This window comes from Vibrio sp. 1180_3, from assembly GCF_029478545.1.
Lineage (GTDB): Bacteria > Pseudomonadota > Gammaproteobacteria > Enterobacterales > Vibrionaceae > Vibrio > Vibrio aestuarianus.
The window spans coordinates 73,203-92,313 of sequence record NZ_SJFM01000012.1 but is presented as its reverse complement, the minus strand read 5'-3'; the positions used below and the strand labels follow the sequence as shown (position 1 = coordinate 92,313).

16 protein-coding genes and 1 pseudogene are annotated in these 19,111 nt (G+C 42.6%); 14 read left to right on the top strand and 3 right to left on the bottom strand.

Features of this window, described 5'->3' with window-relative positions:
* Positions 1-148 precede the first annotated feature (148 nt).
* Positions 149-2,287 carry a TonB-dependent hemoglobin/transferrin/lactoferrin family receptor gene (locus EYW48_RS09580; RefSeq protein ID WP_274699380.1) on the bottom strand — a complete coding sequence of 713 codons (2,139 nt, stop codon included), beginning with the start codon at positions 2,285-2,287 and terminating at the stop codon, positions 149-151.
* A gap of 542 nt (positions 2,288-2,829) precedes the next feature.
* On the opposite strand from EYW48_RS09580, the gene ribA reads away from it, so the two are divergent.
* The 8 genes from ribA (at position 2,830) to EYW48_RS09540 (ending at position 11,625) form a co-directional block, all read left to right on the top strand.
* Positions 2,830-3,477 carry a GTP cyclohydrolase II gene (gene ribA, locus EYW48_RS09575; RefSeq protein ID WP_053312328.1) on the top strand — a complete coding sequence of 216 codons (648 nt, stop codon included), beginning with the start codon at positions 2,830-2,832 and terminating at the stop codon, positions 3,475-3,477.
* Between the two features lie 158 nt (positions 3,478-3,635).
* Complete coding sequence (locus EYW48_RS09570; RefSeq protein WP_171980278.1) at positions 3,636-4,898, top strand: imelysin family protein; 1,263 nt, start codon at positions 3,636-3,638, stop codon at positions 4,896-4,898.
* Between the two features lie 80 nt (positions 4,899-4,978).
* Positions 4,979-6,361 (top strand): di-heme oxidoredictase family protein, encoded by a 1,383-nt coding sequence (locus EYW48_RS09565; RefSeq protein ID WP_168522015.1) that lies wholly within the window; start codon positions 4,979-4,981, stop codon positions 6,359-6,361.
* Positions 6,362-6,402: 41 nt separating this feature from the next.
* Complete coding sequence (locus EYW48_RS09560; protein ID WP_253910127.1) at positions 6,403-7,422, top strand: imelysin family protein; 1,020 nt, start codon at positions 6,403-6,405, stop codon at positions 7,420-7,422.
* Positions 7,412-8,488 carry a DUF1513 domain-containing protein gene (locus EYW48_RS09555; RefSeq protein WP_277432318.1) on the top strand — a complete coding sequence of 359 codons (1,077 nt, stop codon included), beginning with the start codon at positions 7,412-7,414 and terminating at the stop codon, positions 8,486-8,488. Before EYW48_RS09560 ends, EYW48_RS09555 begins: the two co-directional genes overlap by 11 nt.
* A gap of 89 nt (positions 8,489-8,577) precedes the next feature.
* The gene (locus EYW48_RS09550; protein WP_277432317.1) at positions 8,578-10,131 is read left to right on the top strand and encodes a L,D-transpeptidase family protein; all 1,554 of its coding nucleotides are present in this window, start codon (positions 8,578-8,580) and stop codon (positions 10,129-10,131) included.
* Positions 10,132-10,348: 217 nt separating this feature from the next.
* On the top strand, positions 10,349-10,891 hold the full coding sequence (locus tag EYW48_RS09545; RefSeq protein WP_172533166.1) for a DUF882 domain-containing protein: 543 nt from the start codon (positions 10,349-10,351) through the stop codon (positions 10,889-10,891).
* A 77-nt stretch (positions 10,892-10,968) separates the two neighbouring features.
* Positions 10,969-11,625: an MBL fold metallo-hydrolase gene (locus EYW48_RS09540; protein WP_277432316.1), complete on the top strand. Its 657-nt coding sequence runs from the start codon at positions 10,969-10,971 to the stop codon at positions 11,623-11,625.
* 37 nt (positions 11,626-11,662) lie between these two features.
* Here EYW48_RS09540 and EYW48_RS09535 read toward each other — a convergent pair.
* Positions 11,663-12,328: pseudogene (locus EYW48_RS09535) on the bottom strand (DUF2982 domain-containing protein).
* A 244-nt stretch (positions 12,329-12,572) separates the two neighbouring features.
* Here EYW48_RS09535 and EYW48_RS09530 point away from each other — a divergent pair.
* The 6 genes from EYW48_RS09530 (at position 12,573) to EYW48_RS09505 (ending at position 18,458) form a co-directional block, all read left to right on the top strand.
* A complete protein-coding gene (locus EYW48_RS09530) occupies positions 12,573-12,938 on the top strand; it encodes a hypothetical protein (RefSeq protein WP_053312319.1) in 366 nt (121 codons plus the stop codon).
* Positions 12,939-13,313: 375 nt separating this feature from the next.
* Positions 13,314-14,411 carry a TRAP transporter substrate-binding protein gene (locus tag EYW48_RS09525; RefSeq protein ID WP_168522027.1) on the top strand — a complete coding sequence of 366 codons (1,098 nt, stop codon included), beginning with the start codon at positions 13,314-13,316 and terminating at the stop codon, positions 14,409-14,411.
* A 117-nt stretch (positions 14,412-14,528) separates the two neighbouring features.
* The gene (locus EYW48_RS09520) at positions 14,529-15,068 is read left to right on the top strand and encodes a TRAP transporter small permease subunit (RefSeq protein WP_053312317.1); all 540 of its coding nucleotides are present in this window, start codon (positions 14,529-14,531) and stop codon (positions 15,066-15,068) included.
* Between the two features lie 12 nt (positions 15,069-15,080).
* Entirely contained in the window at positions 15,081-16,364 is a 1,284-nt protein-coding gene (locus EYW48_RS09515; RefSeq protein ID WP_053312316.1) for a TRAP transporter large permease subunit, read from the top strand.
* A gap of 107 nt (positions 16,365-16,471) precedes the next feature.
* Positions 16,472-17,836, top strand: a complete 1,365-nt coding sequence (locus EYW48_RS09510) for a cache domain-containing protein (RefSeq protein WP_053312315.1) — start codon at positions 16,472-16,474, stop codon at positions 17,834-17,836.
* On the top strand, positions 17,820-18,458 hold the full coding sequence (locus tag EYW48_RS09505; protein ID WP_053312314.1) for a response regulator transcription factor: 639 nt from the start codon (positions 17,820-17,822) through the stop codon (positions 18,456-18,458). Before EYW48_RS09510 ends, EYW48_RS09505 begins: the two co-directional genes overlap by 17 nt.
* Positions 18,459-18,487: 29 nt before the next feature.
* Here EYW48_RS09505 and EYW48_RS09500 read toward each other — a convergent pair whose 3' ends face one another.
* Positions 18,488-18,964 (bottom strand): MarR family transcriptional regulator, encoded by a 477-nt coding sequence (locus tag EYW48_RS09500; RefSeq protein ID WP_053312313.1) that lies wholly within the window; start codon positions 18,962-18,964, stop codon positions 18,488-18,490.
* Between the last annotated feature and the right edge of the window lie 147 nt (positions 18,965-19,111).

Below are 19,111 nucleotides of genomic sequence, written 5' to 3'. Positions count from 1 at the left end.
AATAAAAAGCATTTATAAGGGCTAGTCATCTAGCCCTTTTTGATCTTGTGGTTTTAATACAGATTCACCCGTAGCAATTTATACAAAAAAAGCCAGCGATTCGCTGGCTTTTTTATGTTACTGACTACTCGAATAAGCTAAACAGATATTAGAATTGATAGTCGATATTAATACTCCAGTTTCGACCTGGCTGAGCTTTGATATCTTGGCTAAAGGTTTCACCAGTGGCATCTCTGCCGCTTAAGTCATTATATAGCCAATACTTTTTGTCGAAGATATTAAATAAACCGGCACGCAATGTTAAATCTTGAATTGGTTGGTAGTAAGCTGTTAAATCAACAAGTGTGTATCCAGCTACATCGGTGTTTGTTTCCGACTGCCAATCCGTTTTGCTTGCAACCATTTTTACATTCAACATTGTGCCATATTGGTGTCGATTGATTCCTAGGCCTACATTCGCGGTCAATGGCGCTACTGAATCTAAGGCATCACCTGTCTTCTTATCTTCACCATCGGCATACGCAACGGTCAGACGTGAATACATCCCTTGTGGTGCGTTGAACGCTTTATCCAAATAGAGTTTAGAGCTGAATTCTGCACCATAAATGGTGACTTCATCCAAGTTTTCTTTAGTGAAAACGTCTTTGCCATTTTGTTCGCCACCTTTAGTTTGCGTGATGAAGTCTTTGTAATCATTGTAAAAAGTGCTAAATTCAAAATTCGCAAACTCATTTTGTCCACGCAAACCTAACTCGTAAGCTAAGCTTTTTTCTGCTTTGAGATCTGGGTTTGCTTCAATGATGGCACCTTGATTATAGAAATAATACAAGTCATACACGGTGGGTGCTTTGAAGCCTTGGCTGATTTGACCAAAGATCGATAGGTTTGGGTTTAAGTGATAAACCGAGCCTAATTGACCGGTAAAGGCATCATCTTTATTTTTTTCGTAAGATGTGGTGTATCCTTCATCGACACTTGGTGTCGCTTCAAATGAGTCATAACGTATACCTGCGGTTAAAACTAAACGTTCTTGCATCAGGTATGCTTGGTCTTGGAGGAATAGACCCCATTGAATGACGGTGGCGTCAGGAAGGCCAGTACTGCCAGGTGCTGAAGTGCCATAATTCAATTTATAGTCGGTGTTATCTAGATTGAAATCATTGTTGAGAAGGCTCAACCCATAAGTAAATTCATGGGCATTGTTATCAATTTCAACGATTTTAGAAAGCTGAGTATCGAATTGAATGGATTGATCAGAGGCTTCGCGTTGACGTCGGCGCTTACCATTCATTGGTGTGGTATCGTAATTCTTAGATAATGAACGTGAGTCTTGATAGCTTAGTGACCAATGTAATGAGTCTGCTAATTGAGAACTCATTAACCATTGGTGTTCGATACCGACTCGAAGTCGTTCAGAAGTATCTTCATTGTAGTTATCAGAATATGTGAAGCCCGGCATTATGCTGTAACCGTTGTAGTTAAGCTCATCTTCATCATATTGTTTATTATAATATTCAACGGTTAAGCCTAAACGGTGATCATCGTTTGCTTGGTAAAAGGCTTTCGCTAGAAGGTTACCAAGTTGTGAATCAGCAGGGTTTTGTGCACCACGATCTGGGCCTTCTATATCGGCACCTGAACTGTGAGTTTCTGTTTCATGACCGTTTGCATAGGTCGCCATCAGTAGTGTTTCGAGTTTATCTTGGCGCATTGCCCAAGTTAACGTTGTTTTAAATTGGTCATTGGCTGAACTATAACCAGAACGGATACCAAAACGGTTCTCATCACCTTCGGTGACCAATATATCGTCAGGGTTTTTAGTACGTAATAACACAACACCGCCTAAGGCATCAGAACCATAAAGGGTAGAAGATGGCCCTTTATTCACTTCAATGGCTTGCAGAGTATCCATTTCAATGGCATTAGAATATTTACGTTGTTCTGTTGCACCAGGGTTGTAAGGTGTCGGTTGCTGTACACCATCAATCATCATTTTTACGCGGCTACCTTCAACGCCACGAATATTGAAGCTAGAAATACCGAATCGACCATCGCCTAAAGCATCAACACCTGGTGTATAGCTAAGTGCTTGCTGTAAGTCATTGCTCATAGTCGACTCAAGTTCCTTAGCTGAAATCGTTTCGATTGACGATGAAACATCTTTCTTACTTTGTTCTGTTCGGGTCGCTGATACCACAACCTCATCAAATTGGTGCAGATTATCTGCAAAAGAACTCGGTGAAAGTGCAACAAGTATAGAAGCTGACAAGAGTGTTTTGGTGTACATCTGAATTATTACCTTATTCATCAATAACAAATTTATTGTGGATGAATAATATTGGATCTAAATGGTAATTACTATCATTTGTATTTATATTTGTTCGGGTGTGAATTAGCGACTTTATGATTTTGATATAATAATTAATAAGTTATTTTCTTTTATGGGTTGATGAGAATGAAAACTAAAGGCTATTTGTGTGATATTTGTCACGTTTTATTTTCTATTTAACTTTATCCGGAGGGGTAGGTTAAGGTCGATGAGTGCTGTTGTTTTATCTACAGCATACTTGAAGTTACAACAGCGTTTGCAGCGCTCGTTCAACCAATCAGATTGCTTATCTATGTTTATGGGGATTCACTTGCATACCGCCTACCCGCAACTTCAAGTGGTTTGGGTATAGTCACCTTAAACCTGCTATTTGACTTTCCGATCTTATCTTTTTCTGTTGTTTGACAAGAATTGTTATATTATAACAATTCTCACTTGTGATCTTTTGATTGAAAATTGGGGTATCAATCCCCATAGTTAGTGAACAGTGGGTAGGTCGAATGAAAATCAATTCAATATTGCAACAAGCAACAATTCAAGTGAGTGTAGATATGGCGGAAGTACGAGCCAGAGTAGATTTTAAAGTCGGTGTCAAAAGTAATATCGATGCGGAAATCCTCTCGTTTAGAGGACTAAAAACGGATAAAGAGCATGTTGCGGTTATTTTCAGAACAGCTGACGTTACCCAAGAAACGCCACTAGTCCGTATGCATTCTGAGTGTTTGACTGGCGATGTGTTCCATTCATCACGTTGTGATTGTGGTGAACAACTAGAAGAAACCATCAATAAAATGGGCGAAGCTGGCGGCATTATTCTTTATTTGCGTCAAGAAGGCCGGGGCATTGGCCTTTACAATAAAATTGATGCCTATCGCTTACAAAGTGAAGGTATGAATACATACGAAGCGAATAACCATTTGGGTTTCGGTGATGACCTTCGTGATTTCACTGAAGCTGCACAGATGTTAAAAGCACTTAATGTGACGAAAATTCGTTTAGTGACGAATAACCCGAAGAAAATTAAAGAACTCAAAGAACACGGCATAGAGATTGTTGAAGTTGTGAACACTGCTGCCCATATCAAATCTGGCAACGAGAGTTATCTTAAAGCGAAAGTGTCTCATGGTAAGCACCATTTAAAACTATAACTGAGCATTATGATTAAACGAAAAAAACCTCACATTATTGAGGTTTTTGTCGTTTATGCCTTGCAAAAAAAATGTAAATTTGTATTATCGGCAATCAAAGTGCAAATGATAATAATTAGCACTACCAATGATTAATTTTGCTCAACAAGGACGCTTTCATGAAAGTTAACACACTTCTGTCTCAATCTATTGCTGTCTCACTTGCTATGGCAAGTAGTGCATCTTTTGCAGCTGCCGTAACAAAAGAGCAGGTGGTTGAACATTATGCCAATATTGCCCATGCAGTTTTTGCCGATTCTCTTACGACAGCTCAATCATTAGAAAAATCTATTGATCAATTCCTCGCTGCGCCTTCTGCGGCAAAATTAGATGATGTCAAACAAGCATGGATTGTATCTCGCGTGCCTTACCAGCAGTCTGAAGTTTTTCGTTTTGGTAATTCTGTAGTTGATGACTGGGAAGGACAATTGAATGCTTGGCCGTTAGACGAAGGGTTAATCGATTACGTTGCAACCGACTATCAATATGAGTTGGGTAATGAAGGAGCGAGCGCAAACATTATCGCTAATCAAACCTTAAAAATTGGCGCTAACACAATTGACGTCTCGACCATCACACCAGAATTGATTGCTAGCTTAAACGAAGTCGGTGGTTCAGAGGCAAACGTAGCTTCAGGTTACCACGCAATTGAATTCTTGCTGTGGGGACAAGACTTAAATGGCACTAATGCAGGTGCGGGCGCTCGTGCTTATACAGATTTTGTTGTAGGTAATGAGTGTACTAATGACCACTGCGATCGTCGTGGTCAGTACCTAAAGGCAGCGGCTCAATTGTTGGTTCAAGATTTAGAATGGATGGAAAAACAGTGGTCAGCGGATGAAAAAGCCAACTACCGTCAGCAATTACTCAATGAATCATCAGACAATGGTTTGCGAAAAATGATGTTCGGTATGGGATCGCTGTCACTTGGTGAACTGGCGGGTGAGCGGATGAAAGTCGCGTTGGAAGCGAACTCGACAGAAGATGAGCATGACTGTTTTTCGGACAACACACATAACTCTCACTATTATAACGAGCAAGGTATTTATAACGTTTATACGGGTATTTACAAACGTCATGACGGTACGTTGTTAACGGGTGCAAGTATTAACGACCTTGTTGCTCAAAAAGACGCTCAAGCGGCCAAAGAGATTCAAAAGCAATTTGATAGCGCCCGAGCTGAAGTGGGCAAGCTAGTCACTTCGGCTGAGAAAAATGACCAACATTTTGACCAACTGATTGCAACTGATAACCCACAGGGTAACGCCGTTGTAAATGGCGCGATCATGGCGCTCGTGGCGCAAACTGCCTCCATTGAACGAGCCGCGTTAGTGATTGGTATCGATAACCTCAACCCTGATACAGCCGACCACGAATTTTAACAATAAATAGCAGCAAATAAGGGCTCAGATGAGCCCTTTTCCTCTTTTACACTGAAACGATAATTATTGAGAATGACGGAATGAAATTAGTTTTCACAGCCGCACTATTGAGTTTACTTGCATTGCCAGGCTTAGCCGACGAAGTGAAATCTGGTGGCGAGACCAGTACGACCAAAACTGGGCCGAATGCCTATTCATTACCAGCGGCGAATTTGCCAATGAGTAAGCGCCTTGATTTTAGCGTCGGTAACAGCTTTTTCCGTAATCCTTGGGTTCCTGCGCCTTCTTCTACCGATGCCAGAGATGGCCTAGGGCCGTTGTTTAACACCAATGGCTGCCAGAATTGCCATATTAAAGATGGACGAGGTCATCCTCCAGAGAAAAACGATACTCATGCGGTTTCAATGTTGGTGCGTTTGAGTATTCCTGCGGTCACGGAGCAACATAAAGCCATTTATGAAAAAGAAGGCGTGATCCCAGAGCCTATTTATGGCGGGCAGTTACAGGATTTTGCGCTTCCAGACCAAAAAGCAGAAGGAAAAATAGACATCAAGTACCAAGAATTTGCGGTAACTTTTGTCGATGGTACTCATGTGATGCTACGTAAGCCAAATTTAAAAATTACCGAGCTAGCGTATGGTGAGATGCACCCTGATACTCAGTTTTCTGCACGTGTTGCTCCACCAATGATTGGTTTGGGTTTATTGGAAAGTATTGCCGACGAGACGTTACTGGCAATGGCCGACCCTGATGACATCGATGGCGATGGTATTTCGGGCAAAGTAAACCGTGTATGGGATGTGGAAAAACAACGTTTCGCATTAGGGCGTTTTGGCTGGAAAGCGGGTCAACCAACGCTAATGCAGCAAAATGCTGCTGCGTTTAATGGCGATCTTGGGCTAACCAGTCGCTTATTTCCCAAAGAAAATTGCACCGACACACAGACACTGTGCCAATCATTACCCAACGGTGGAGATCCTGAGGTTAGTGATAATATTCTTGATTTTGTTGAATTCTATTCTCAACATTTAGCCGTTCCTGTGCGACGTAATGTGGATGATCCTCAGGTAAAAATGGGTCAGTCCCTGTTTAAGCAAGTTGGCTGTGAAAGCTGCCATCGAACGGACTTGAAAACAGCCAAAGTGGTCGATCGCCCCGCGTTGTCCAACCAAAAAATCGCGCCCTATAGCGACTTGCTACTACACGACATGGGGGAAGGGTTAGCAGATAACCGTCCAGAAGCTCTAGCAAATGGTCAAGAGTGGCGAACCCCACCTTTATGGGGAATTGGCTATACCCAAGAAGTAAGTGGCCATACTTATTTTCTGCATGATGGTCGTGCGCGTAACTTGATGGAAGCTATCTTATGGCATGGCGGCGAAGCACAAAGCGCGCAACAGCAAGTATTGAAACTCAATGTGGCTGAGCGTGAAGCGTTAATTGCCTTTTTGAACTCTTTGTAGGGGAAGCCATGAAAATTTCAATCGCATTTTCAGCGTTGAGCATGTTGCTGTTAACCGCTTGCCAATCTTCACAACTAGAAACCGTCAATGCTATGCAATCAACGCAACACATAAGTCAAGGCGTTTATCGAATTGAGTTTGCTGCCGCTCAGCATTTCGCGCAGCAAGCTGAGCAATTAGTGTTGGGATTTGAGCAGTATTGTCGGTCACCTAACACCGGTTTGGATGGAGTAAAGAACCAGTGGCAACAAACGACGCTAGCTTGGATGGCTCTTCAAGGGCAAGAGCGTGGCCCAGCAAAAGCGTTAGAACAGAGTTGGAATGTTCAATTTTGGCCAGATAAAAAAGATACCACTGGGCGGAAAATGAATGTCTTAGTTCACTCAGATATCTTATGGACAGAGCACGATATTGCTTCGCAAAGCGTTACCGTGCAAGGAATTGGTGCTATTGAATGGTTACTTTACGATGAATATTCACCTTTATTGAACGCCACCAACTCATCAGAAAATATCCATCAGGTTTGTGAGGCTGCACAAGCGATTAGCCAAAATTTAGCAACCAAAGCACAATTTATCGCCACGCAATGGAATGTTAATCCGTGGACAGCGTTAGATGCCATGGCGTGGGAAGCGGAATACATTGCTCTACTATCAAATCAACTCGATTACAGTATGAAAAAGCTCAGTCGTCCGTTAGCCAATATTGGACAACCGCGTCCTTATTTCGCTGAGTCATGGCGAGCAAAGGTGTCGATGAACAACCTGAAAGCCAATGTTGAAGCAATGCAGAGGTTATATTTAGCTGATGGAGGGTTGGATTTTTTACTGCGAGATAAAGGGTTGAATGACCTTGCTGACCGCGTGCAGAACCACTTTGCCTTGATGCTGTTAACTTGGCCAACCGAGCCAAGTTTGTTTGATTTATTACAAAATAAAGAAGGGTACCGAAAGGTGCTTTCTCAAGACAATAAGTTTGAGCAACTCAATTATTTGCTGCACGATGAAGTCGCAGTGGAATTAGGTATCACAATAGGATTTAACGCAACTGATGGTGACTGATCAAACAAGGCGAACCCTTTTAAAAGCGGCATTGTTTGGCGCTGCCGCACCTGTGTTACCTTTTGGATGTGCTACGATTCAACAAAATTCCCCCGCTTTAATTGGCTGCGCCATTCATAACAGGGCTCAATTTCAGGCGGTAGTAGCCGATTCCAAAGGGCAAGCGATTCGAACCTTGCCTTTACCTGCTCGTGGTCATGGTGTTGCGATTCACCGTCAATTACCACACGCTGTTGCATTTGCTCGCCGACCCGGTGAGTTTTTTATGGCGTTTAACTATCAAACTGGCGAAGTAATTAAATTGCAACCAGCTATGCGTACAAGGTTTTTTTATGGGCATGGGGTTTATTCCAATGATGGCGCGTGGTTGTATGCCACTGAGGGCGAAAGATCAACCAGTCGTGGCATTATCGGTGTGTATGATGTTCACCACCAATACCAAAAAGTCGCCGAGTTTAGCGGGTTTGGTATTGGTCCTCATGAAGTCATCATCATGCCCGATAACCGGTTAGCGATTGGGGTGGGGGGCGTTCATACTGATGGCCGAACCCCGCTTAATATAGAGAGTATGATGCCGAGTTTGACCTATCTTTCAGAACAAGGTCATATTGTTGAGCAGTGTACTTTGAGTGACCGACATCTGAGTATTCGTCACCTCGCGCATGACGGCGGACAAACCGTTCTATGTGGGCAACAATATCGGGGGCAAGTAGATGAATTCCCTTCGCTGCTAGCGATGCATACTCAAGGCGGTGAATTATTGCCTCTGCAAGCAGAACCAGAACAGTGGGCAAGGTTTAATCACTATATCGCTAGTATTGCCGCGACGGAACAATGGATTTTAGCGACTTCGCCCCGAGGTAACTGCTATGGGATTTGGTCAAAGGATAGCTTGGAGTTAGTCGAATTATCTGCTTTGCCAGATGCTTCTGGCATTGTTGTCAATAATGATCAATTCCAAATCAGTTCAGGGGCTGGGTTAGCAGTTAATTGCCGTTATCCCGAGCCTGAGATACGTGTTTATTGTAATGTTCTTTGGGACAACCACTGGTCTGCTGTGATCTAATTAACTGAATATTTAAATCACAACACTTCGCGCAAGACGCGTTCTTTTGCCATACTAAATTCAATGCAGGATGAGTTGGATGTTTCAGTATGATAAAAGGCACCGCATTGGCGTTATTATTAATAGTTAGCAGCTTTTCGCTTTCTGCTATGGAAAGGTTTGAGCAATTAGGTTGGATAAAACCGGGCAGCGAACTTGAATCATTGATTCAATATCCACATTTGTTAGAACGCGTCTATCAAGAGAATAACGATCAGTTAATTTGGTTTGATAATCAGGTCATTAATCAATTCGAATATCAACTTGATGTGATCCGACGTGCGGGCTTTAGCCCGCTGTTTATCCGTCAATTAAATCAAATGCAGGCTTATCGTGAGCGTAATTCGATGTTTGAATATGATCTGCTTGCGACCGATACTCTGCTTCTGTATCTGAGTTACGCAGAGCAGGCACCTAAAATTGGAATGGCATGGTTCTTTGAATCGAAGCTTAATCAACTATTAGCACCGCCCAGTCAAGATGCATTATTTGCTTTGCATGTGGCGGTTGAAGTGCAAGGTATCATTGATCTACTCAATCTCTATACGCCCAAAAACCCAACTTATGACCAATTGCTGCATGCTTATGATTTCCTGCTGAGTACGGAAAAGGCCGAGGTTTCTTTATACCAGCAGCGAGGGTTAAAAAAACTGGGTGATAAGTTATCACACCGATTCGCACTCATTGAGCGTTTGTCGCTGGTCAATATTGATGTGACCTCTGTCCGTGACAATGTCACTTGGTATGACAATGGTTTAGTTAAGCCAGTTAAAGAATTTCAGACCATGCATGGTTTGCAAGCTGACGGTATTATTGGCCCTGAAACGATAAAATGGCTTAATTTCTCTCTGTCTGATCGTCTATCGATGCTTGCCCTCAATGCTGAGCGGATGCGTCTGTGGCCAGAAGCGAATGACACACTGATCGTTGTCAATGTTCCTAGTTTTGATATGCGTTATTGGCATTTGGGCCAAGAAGTCTTCCAATCAAAGGTGGTGGTAGGGCGTTCTTCGCGTAAGACTCCTTTAATGATCACTAAACTGGACTCATTGATTTTGAATCCAACTTGGAACGTGCCCTATAAGATCATGGTTGAAGATATTTTGCCGATGGTCAAAAAGGACAGTAGTTATCTAGCTCGCCATAATATAGATATTGTCAGTAGTTGGCGTTCCGAGGAACTGATTGATCCAAATAGTATCAATTGGGCGACAGTTAACCCAGTAGCTTTCCCTTACCGTATGCGGCAGCAAGCGGGGCAAAGTAATGCTTTGGGTCTGTATAAATTCAATACACCGAATCGGCGTGCCATCTATTTGCATGACACACCGAGTAAGTCTTTGTTTAATAACCCTTCGAGGGCGTTCAGTTCTGGCTGCGTAAGGGTGCAAAATGCAGATAAGTTTGCATCGATGCTTTTGGAAACACAAGGTATCAGTGAAAAGCAGTTAGTGGATAAAGACGGGTTAACTAATGCGGCGATTCCACTTAAAAAACGTATTCCCGTCCATATTATCTATCAAACGGTGTGGTATGAAGGTGGTGAGCTACACTACCGTGATGACATTTACCATTATGATACTTTCAGTTACCGTAATGGCTGAGTAGACCATTAATTGCCACCGGGTTCTAACGTTTGAATAGTAGTGAGGAAATTTACCAAAAAATGACTTAGGCAGGTTTTCTTTTTTGTTCAATAACTAAGCAGTTTTTGTGTTAGGTTTGTTCGTTTCTAGCACAGTTTATGCATTTGATCTTCACAATAGAGTTCGGTAGTGTTCGAGCCCGTTGATAATAAAACCTATTGTGAAGGTAAATGTGGTGATGGTTTCTCGCCGAGATTTTATAAAATTAGCCGGTAGTGGATTAGTGATTACAGCTTGTGCACCGAAAATGGTATTGGCTTCTTATCCAGATGCTTCGCGTGTTTTGGCGATGAATAATTTACACACAGGTGAAACGCTTGAAACGTGTTACTTTAACGGCGTGAAATATGTCCATTCTGAACTGCAACGACTGAACCACATTTGCCGTGATTTCCGTCGTAACGAAGTTCACCCGATGGACAAGAATCTGTTTGATCAAATCTCCCAAATTCAAAACTTAATCGGAACGCAAACTGAAGTGCAGATCATTTCGGGTTATCGTTCTCCTGCAACCAATGAGATGCTGCGTGGCAACTCTTCTGGTGTGGCGAAGAAAAGTTATCATATGCTGGGTCAGGCTATCGATTTTCGTTTAGATGGTGTTCAACTTAGTCAAGTTCGTGAAGCGGCTATTGAGCTTGGAGCTGGTGGTGTTGGCTATTATCCAAGCAGTGACTTTGTTCATATCGACACAGGCCCCGTGCGTCACTGGTCGTGAAGGCTTGTCAGTGACTTGTCAAATTACAATCTCAATGTCATAGTTCGAGCAATTTCGGATTCGAATAAGGTTTTCCTATGTCATTAAAGTATCAAGTGGTTCCTGTCACGTCATTTTCTCAAAACTGCTCCATTGTTTGGTGTGATGAAACGATGGAAGGTGTAGTGGTTGATCCCGGTGGTGATGTAAAACAGCTCGCGATGTTAATTAAAGAACTGGGCGTGAAAGTGGTGAACTTGGTATTGACGCATGGTCATTTAGATCATGTTGGTGGTACCGAACCACTGGCGGCAGAGTTAGGCGGCATTGAAATTATTGGCCCGCATAAAGCTGATAATTTTTGGTTGCAAGGACTAGAAGGGCAAAGCCAGATGTTTGGTTTTCCTTTGACTGAGGCGTTTGAGCCCCACCAATGGTTAGCTGATGGCGATGAAGTTAAATTTGGTCACCAAGTTCTGCAAGTATTACATACACCAGGCCATACTCCTGGCCATGTGGTTTTGTTTAGCCAAGAAGCTAAGTTAGCTTTTGTCGGCGATGTGCTATTTAACGGCAGTATTGGCCGTACTGATTTTCCACAAGGTGATTTTAATACCCTTATCGACTCTATTAAGACGAAATTATGGCCTTTAGGCAATGATGTCACTTTTGTGCCTGGTCACGGTCCACACTCGACATTCGGCCGAGAGCGAGCAAGTAATCCGTTTGTCGCTGATGAGATGCCTTTATATTAACGTGGCTAGCTATCACATGGCCTAATTGTTTTGACGTCTACTCTGGCTCGGCTGCTGCAAGGTAACGCCGAGCTAATCCCACAAAGCTTTCTGCATCTCGCTCAAGATCTTATACTGAAATAAAAATATCATAATCAAAATATTGTCGCTGATAACGCATGCGATTAGCGAGCATAGCCAATAATCCTTGATAACTTTTACCACCACTTGCGGTAAATATGGCTGAATCAAGTACCATCTCTTCAAAGCGAGTTTCCTGTCCTTTTTGCTTTGCACCTAAGTAGAGTAGGGACCTTTGACTGAGTAAAATCTCGCTCGCAATCCTTGGGCAAATACTATCGAGGTAGGGCTCATAATCTTTTAACTTAATACCTATCCACGGTAGTGACTGATGCCAACCTTGGTTGTCATAGCTACAAATTCCAATATGCTGAACATTGTGCCATTTTACTACCCAGCCACCTTTAAATAAGTGTTGTTGAAAATGTGTAGGAGTAAGGGTGTAGCTCACTTTTCCTTTTAAAATCAAAAAATAAACCATAGCAACAAGGCTGATTAGCAATATGATGAATAATAGAGCGTGTGTCAGACTGGGAGCGTATACCAACAAGAAAATGGCAATAATAACGCAGATATAGTTACACCATTTGACGTAGGGTGATTGCAGGTGAAACTGAGTGTTGGTGAGATGAAGCGTTTGCATGTATTTGCTGATGACCTCGTAATGTTTGTCGATTTATCTACCTTTTTACGTGTTTGTTGCGGTAGCGATCTTAACTAAACTCCTGTTGTCTCTAATTGTTTAAATAGTAGTCACTTGTCGGTTTATGGCGCGTTTTTGCTGTTCAATCTGTGCAATACCCTACAAATCACAGCAGAATTTTGGTATAAAACGCGCTTCAAATTTTGACCACTGCGATGAATGCAGTGAAATGGAGAAATACTCGATGAGACTTGCTCATAAGCGTAACGTGCAGGCAAAGCTGCAAAAACGCATTAAAGCGACTGTTGCAAAACTAGCAGCGCCTAAAACAGCAAAGCCTGTAACCGCCCAACCAATTGTTCAAACTGCGGCTAAGCCAGCGGCAAAGAAAGCAGTTGATGTAGCGTTAACTCCAAAGCAGCAACAAGTGCTAGACATCGTAGCTAGCAATGCTGAAGGCATTAATCCTAAGTCTATCGGCCTTGTGGCAGGCCAAGAGGATACAAAAGCAGCTTCTTGGGCAACCGGTGCATTAAAGAAACTGCTTGAAGAAAACCTAGTCGCTAAAGAGCAACTGGCAGGTAACAAAGTTATCTACAAAGCGATTTAAATTTCTTTTCGCTCTGATTTGGTTTGGCCTCGGTTTTCCGAGGCTTTTTCGTTTATCAATCATCTCCTTACTCTCTTATACCTCTATTTGATCACAATTTTGAAAACAAAACGTTAGTTTTGTTATTAATAATTACGTACGTGCTTTCCTCATGAGTTTTCAGTAAACAAAATTTCATCCAATTTAAAAACAATACGTTAAATAATTAGTATCTATACGGCTACGTATTTATACGTAATGCTTTGGTTGTAGGTAAACGTATATTTTCTTATGGCATGCGTGCATGCGCCTATTTTTTTTGCTTAAAAGTTAACGCAAGGTTATCGGGTAACAAAGTGCTTCAGTGTACTAAAAACAATAACCAAGGACGTGACAATGAGCCTCATTAACCAATCTGTAAAACGTGTAATCAAAACGACAATGGTCGTTGTGACAGCATGTATGGCGGTGTTATCCACCAGCACACTCGCTGACGAAAAAATCTACCGTCTAAAACTTGCTGAAACGTGGGGGCCAAATTTCCCAATTTTCGGTGATGCGACAAAAAACATGGCTGCGATGGCAGAAAAAATGTCAAACGGTCGCTTACAAATTCGTATCGACTCTGCCAATAAACATAAAGCGCCGCTAGGCGTATTTGATATGGTGAAATCGGGTCAGTACGACATGGGGCATTCAGGCTCTTACTACTGGAAAGGCAAAGTACCTAACACTCTTTACTTTACTTCTATGCCTTTTGGCATGGTCCCTGCTGAACAGTATGCATGGTTCTACCATGGTGGTGGCATGGAGCTCATGGAGCAAGTCTATTCACCACATAACCTGCTTTCATTCCCTGGTGGTAATACCGATGTGCAAATGGGAGGGTGGTTTCAAAAAGAGATCAATAGCGTGGAAGACCTACAAGGTTTGAAAATGCGTATCCCTGGTTTTGCTGGAGAAATAATGGCTGAGCTAGGTGCGAAACCAACCAATATTGCACCGGGTGAATTGTATACATCATTAGAACGTCGAACGATTGATGCTTTGGAATGGGTTGGTCCATCATTAGACTTGCGCATGGGTTTCCACAAAATTGCACCTTATTACTATACCGGTTGGCATGAGCCAGGATCAGAATTGCAGTTTCTTGTGAACAAGAAAGTGTGGGAAAAACTCCCCGACGACCTGCGCGAGATTTTGCGTGTTGCTATGCGCACCGCAGCGTACGACATGTATGTGCAAGCTGTTCATGAAAATGGTAAGAACTGGGTTTCTATTAAGAGCGAATACCCAGATGTTCAGGTCAAAAATTTCCCACCAGCAGTATTGAAAGCGATGAAAGAAGCAAACGATCGTTTACTTGCTAAACATGCTGCTGAAGATGAGCTCGCTAAGAAAATCCAACAATCTCAAGCTTCGTATTTAAAACAATCACGAGCGTGGACGGATATTTCACTCAATGCTTATTTGAATGACCAAGCTCAACAATAAAAATTTAGCCGCTAGGTTTTAGTAACTTGGCGGCTGAGAAGCCTAAGAAAACCTAAAATAAATAAGCTCCGCTAGCCTGATGGTTAAGCGGAGCACATCAAATCCACGGAGTCAGGAATGAGAAGTCTGATTTATATCGAAAGACTGTTTAACCGAGTGGGTGATTTCCTCGGTTGGTTGTCGAGTGTGTTGTTCCTACTGTTGTTGACCAATATTGTATATGACGTTGTGATGCGTTATGCGTTTAACGATGTGTCAATTGCCTTCCAAGAAATGGAATGGCATCTATTTTCCGCTGTATTCTTACTTGGCGTACCTTATGCGATCAAAGCGGGTGGCCATGTTCGGGTTGATATTTTTTACGAGCGACTTTCTCATAAAGCTCAGGCTGTTATCGATTTATTAGGAACCTTGTTATTTCTTTTCCCATTCTGTTTATTGGTGGCTTGGTTTGGTATCGATTTTGCCAAAGAGAGCTATCAACTTGGGGAAACATCTGGTGACCCAGGTGGCTTGCCGTATCGCTGGGTGATCAAAGCAATGATACCACTCTCATTTTTTTTCATGGCAGTCAGCGGCGTTGGCTTAATGCTGCATTCTCTCAATAAAATCTTTAATCCACGTTTGATGCATCTCAGCGCAAACGATTCTAAATAAAAGGAATAGTATATGATTGGAATCGTAATGTTTTTTGTGGCGCTCTTTGCACTATTGCTCGGCTTTCCTGTTGCTTTTACTTTTGGAGGAATCGCTCTTATTTTTGGAGTGTGGGCCGAAGGGATAGAGATGTTTGCGTTTATGCCATATCGCATTCAATCAATCATGGAAAACACGGTATTAATGGCGGTACCTCTGTTTGTTTTTATGGGGTTAGTATTACAAAAGACCAAATTAGCTGAACAATTACTCGAGTCAATGGGGCGACTATTTGGCGGGGTTCGTGGAGGGCTTGCTATTTCAACTGTTTTGGTTGGAGCGCTATTGGCGGCTTCCACCGGGGTAGTTGGAGCTTCAGTGGTGGCAATGGGCTTAATCTCGTTGCCGGTGATGCTCAAATACAATTACGACAAAGGTTTGGCTTGTGGCACGATCTGCGCGTCTGGCACACTTGGTCAAATTATTCCACCTTCGATAGTTTTGATCTTACTAGGTGATGTGCTTGGTGTTCCTGTTGGGGATTTATTTCAAGCGGCATTGTGGCCGGGTTTTGTATTAGTAGCGGCGTACGTTATCTATATTTTGATTTACGCAAAACTGCACCCAGAAGCTGCTCAGGCAATGGAGCGAGATGATAGTATCAGCCGCCGGCAGGAAGTATTGAAAGCACTAAAATCCGTTGTTCCACCTTTGGCTTTGATTGTCGTGGTGTTAGGTTCTATTTTCGCGGGCGTTGCAACGCCAACAGAATCTGCAGCACTTGGTGGCGCAGGCTCGATTGTGTTAGCACTACTGTATGGTCAATTTAGCTGGAGTATGGTGTACCAAGCAGCAAGAGAAACGGTAAAAGTTACAGCGATGGTTTTTGCTATTTTGCTTGGTGCGACGGCATTTTCGATGGCGTTTACCTATACCGGTGGTGATTTGCTGGTTGAAGAGTGGATGTTGGCGCTTCCTGGTGAGAAATGGGGCTTTCTGATTGCGACTATGGTTGTGGTGCTGATACTTGGTTTCTTTATCGATTTCGTCGAAATTTGTTTTATTATCGTGCCAATCCTTGCCCCCGTTGCTGAGTTAATGGGTATTGATATGACGTGGTTTGCTATTTTAATTGCGATGAATTTGCAGACCTCTTTTTTAACTCCACCCTTTGGTTTCAGCTTGTTTTATCTTAAAGGTGTAGCACCTAAAGGGGTGACGACAGCAGATATTTATCGTGGGGTTACGCCTTTCATTTGTATTCAAATTTTTGTATTGATTACACTTTTAGTTTTCCCTAGTTTCTATGGAATGTGATCAGATTCGAGGTTGTGAAGACTAAGTTTCGTAGTTGTAGCACAAATTGTTAAAGTACTAACAGCTTACTGGGTGTTCAGTAAGCTGTTTTTGTATGAGGAAAGGGAATGCCTCTGAAGGTCAAACTGATATTGCTGACTCTGCTGCCATTGCTCATTGTGACAGCCAGTACTGGTTGGATCTCTATCCATCAAGCGAAAAATTTGGGTCAAAGTGAAGTCGATATATTCCGCGCGAGTCTCATTCAAGCCCGAGAAACCGCATTGCAAGATAGTGTTGATTTAGCAATGGATGCCATTCGACACGTTTATACGGATGATTCTCTAGCTATAGAAGATGCTCAGCAGCAAGTTAAAGCAATTCTCACCCAGCTTAGGTATGGGGCTGATGGCTATTTTTTTGCTTATGACAGTGAGGGAACGAACCTCGTCCACCCGATCCTTCCTGAATTGGTTGGGCAAAATTTGCTGCATATCCAAGACGAAGAAGGTGATTTTCTGATTGAGGCTTTGCTTTTTCAAGCCGAGTCTGGTGGCGGATTTCATCAGTATTTTTGGCAGAAACCATCAACAGGTGAAACGGTACCTAAACTCAGTTATGCCGCGTGGCTTGATAAGTGGGGGTGGATGATTGGTACAGGGCTGTATATCGAAGATATTAGCTCAGAAGTTGCATCAATGCAGACGGCGATTAACAATAACATCGAAACGACTTTCTTTTCTGTCGTAGTCATTTTGGCTGTGACTGTCGCCGTTATCATAGTGTTAACGTTGGCGATTAACTTACATGAACATCGTCTGGCTGACAGGAATCTCAAAGAGTTGGCGCATAAAACCGTTATGTTTCAAGAGGATGAGAAGAAGCACTTAGCTCGGGAGTTACATGATGGTATTAACCAATTGCTGGTTTCGAGCAAGTGCCATTTAGAGCTGCTCGCGCATAAGTTGAATGATGATCTGCTGGCTACACATATCGACAAATCTCAGCAGTCGCTGATGATGGCAATTCATGAGGTTAGGCGAATCTCTCACAACCTACGTCCGAGTGCGCTAGATGATATCGGTTTACAAGCAGCACTGACCACGCTATTAGACGATTATAAATCTCATTCAACCATCAAAATTGACACATTATTTGACACTCAGCCAGGGAAATTGAAATCTGAAGTGGCGACAACCCTGTATAGGGTTGTACAAGAGTCTTTGAACAACATTGAAAAGCATGCTCATGCTCAGCAAGTGACGGTGATTCTTCAGCAGATGGGTAATTTTTTGCAATTACTAATACGAGACGACGGCGTAGGTTTTAATCTCAATGATACTCAGGTTAGACGCGGTATAGGCTTACGCAATATGCGAGAACGAGTAGAGTTTATTGGCGGTGAGTTTGAACTAAGTAGTGAGACTGGTTTTGGTACGGAGATTACCGTGTTATTACAATTGGATGGATTAGTGTATGGAAAAACCGATTAGAGTGGTGATTGTTGATGACCACCAAGTCGTTCTAGAAGGTTTCATGGCGCGTTTAGAGTTAGAGCCGGATATCGAGGTCATTGCAACAGCCAGTAATGGCATTGAAGCTATTGAGGTGGTGAAAGCCACTATGCCTGATGTAATACTCATGGACGTCAGTATGCCTATCATGAACGGTATTGATGCGACTCATCTTATTAAAGAAGAGGTCCCAACCGCCAAGGTACTTATGCTAACGATGCATGACAACCGTGAATACATCATGAAAGTAATGCAAGCTGGTGCGGTTGGGTACATGCTTAAAGAAATATCGGCTCAGAAAATGGTGCAAGCAATTAAAACGGTTAATCAAGGCTCGACCTATTTTTGCGAATCGGTTACTCAAACACTATTTACTCAACCAGTGATACCCGCTGAACAAAAACCAAATCCGCTAAGTCGTAGAGAGGAGGCTGTATTAAAATTGGTTGCACAAGGTTGTAGTAGCAAGAGAGTAGCGTCGCTCTTGAATATCAGCTACCGGACCGTTGAAACTCACCGACAGAATATCAAACATAAATTGGACATTCACTCAACCGCTGAGCTAGCAAAATACGCAGTGCAAAAAGGGATATTAGAATAACCGCCCCAACAGGTGGCGCTGGGCGGTTGCTATTCTTCTTTGGTGATACTACCTATTTCAAGCATTGGTGCAACGTCGATGTTTTCGGCATTCATCATCGAAGATAAACGTTGCACAGATGAAAGCAGCAGGCTCTGTTCCCATTCTGCAAGCTGTCTAAATTGATCAACAAAGCTTTCTTGTAATGGCTGTGGTGCTTTTGCTAGCAATGCTTTTCCGGCTTCAGTGAGATGAGCATGCACTTTACGTTTATCAGTATTGCTGCGAATTCTTTGCACGTAACCGTTACGCTCAAGTCTATCCAAGATGGTGGTCGCTGTTGCTTGGCTCATGTTGGTGTGATTAGACAAGGTTCTAATGGTCACTTCACCGAGCTCTTCAATTGAGCGCATCAAAATGAGCTGAGGACCTGTCAGTCCAGCATCTTTACTTAGTTTTTTCGAATGCAGATCGATTGCACGGATGATCTGTCGGATTGAGACTAAAACTTCTTCGTGTTTTTCCAAAATCACTACCCAAAAATGAATGTTATTAATAAGTCGCGACGATACCGCAGTTCCCCATGCTTTAAAAGTACTGTGAGCAAGGTTTATTACGCAAAATAGAATCTAAAAATCAATTGTGATGTAAAATTATTAGTGCTCAAAGTATTT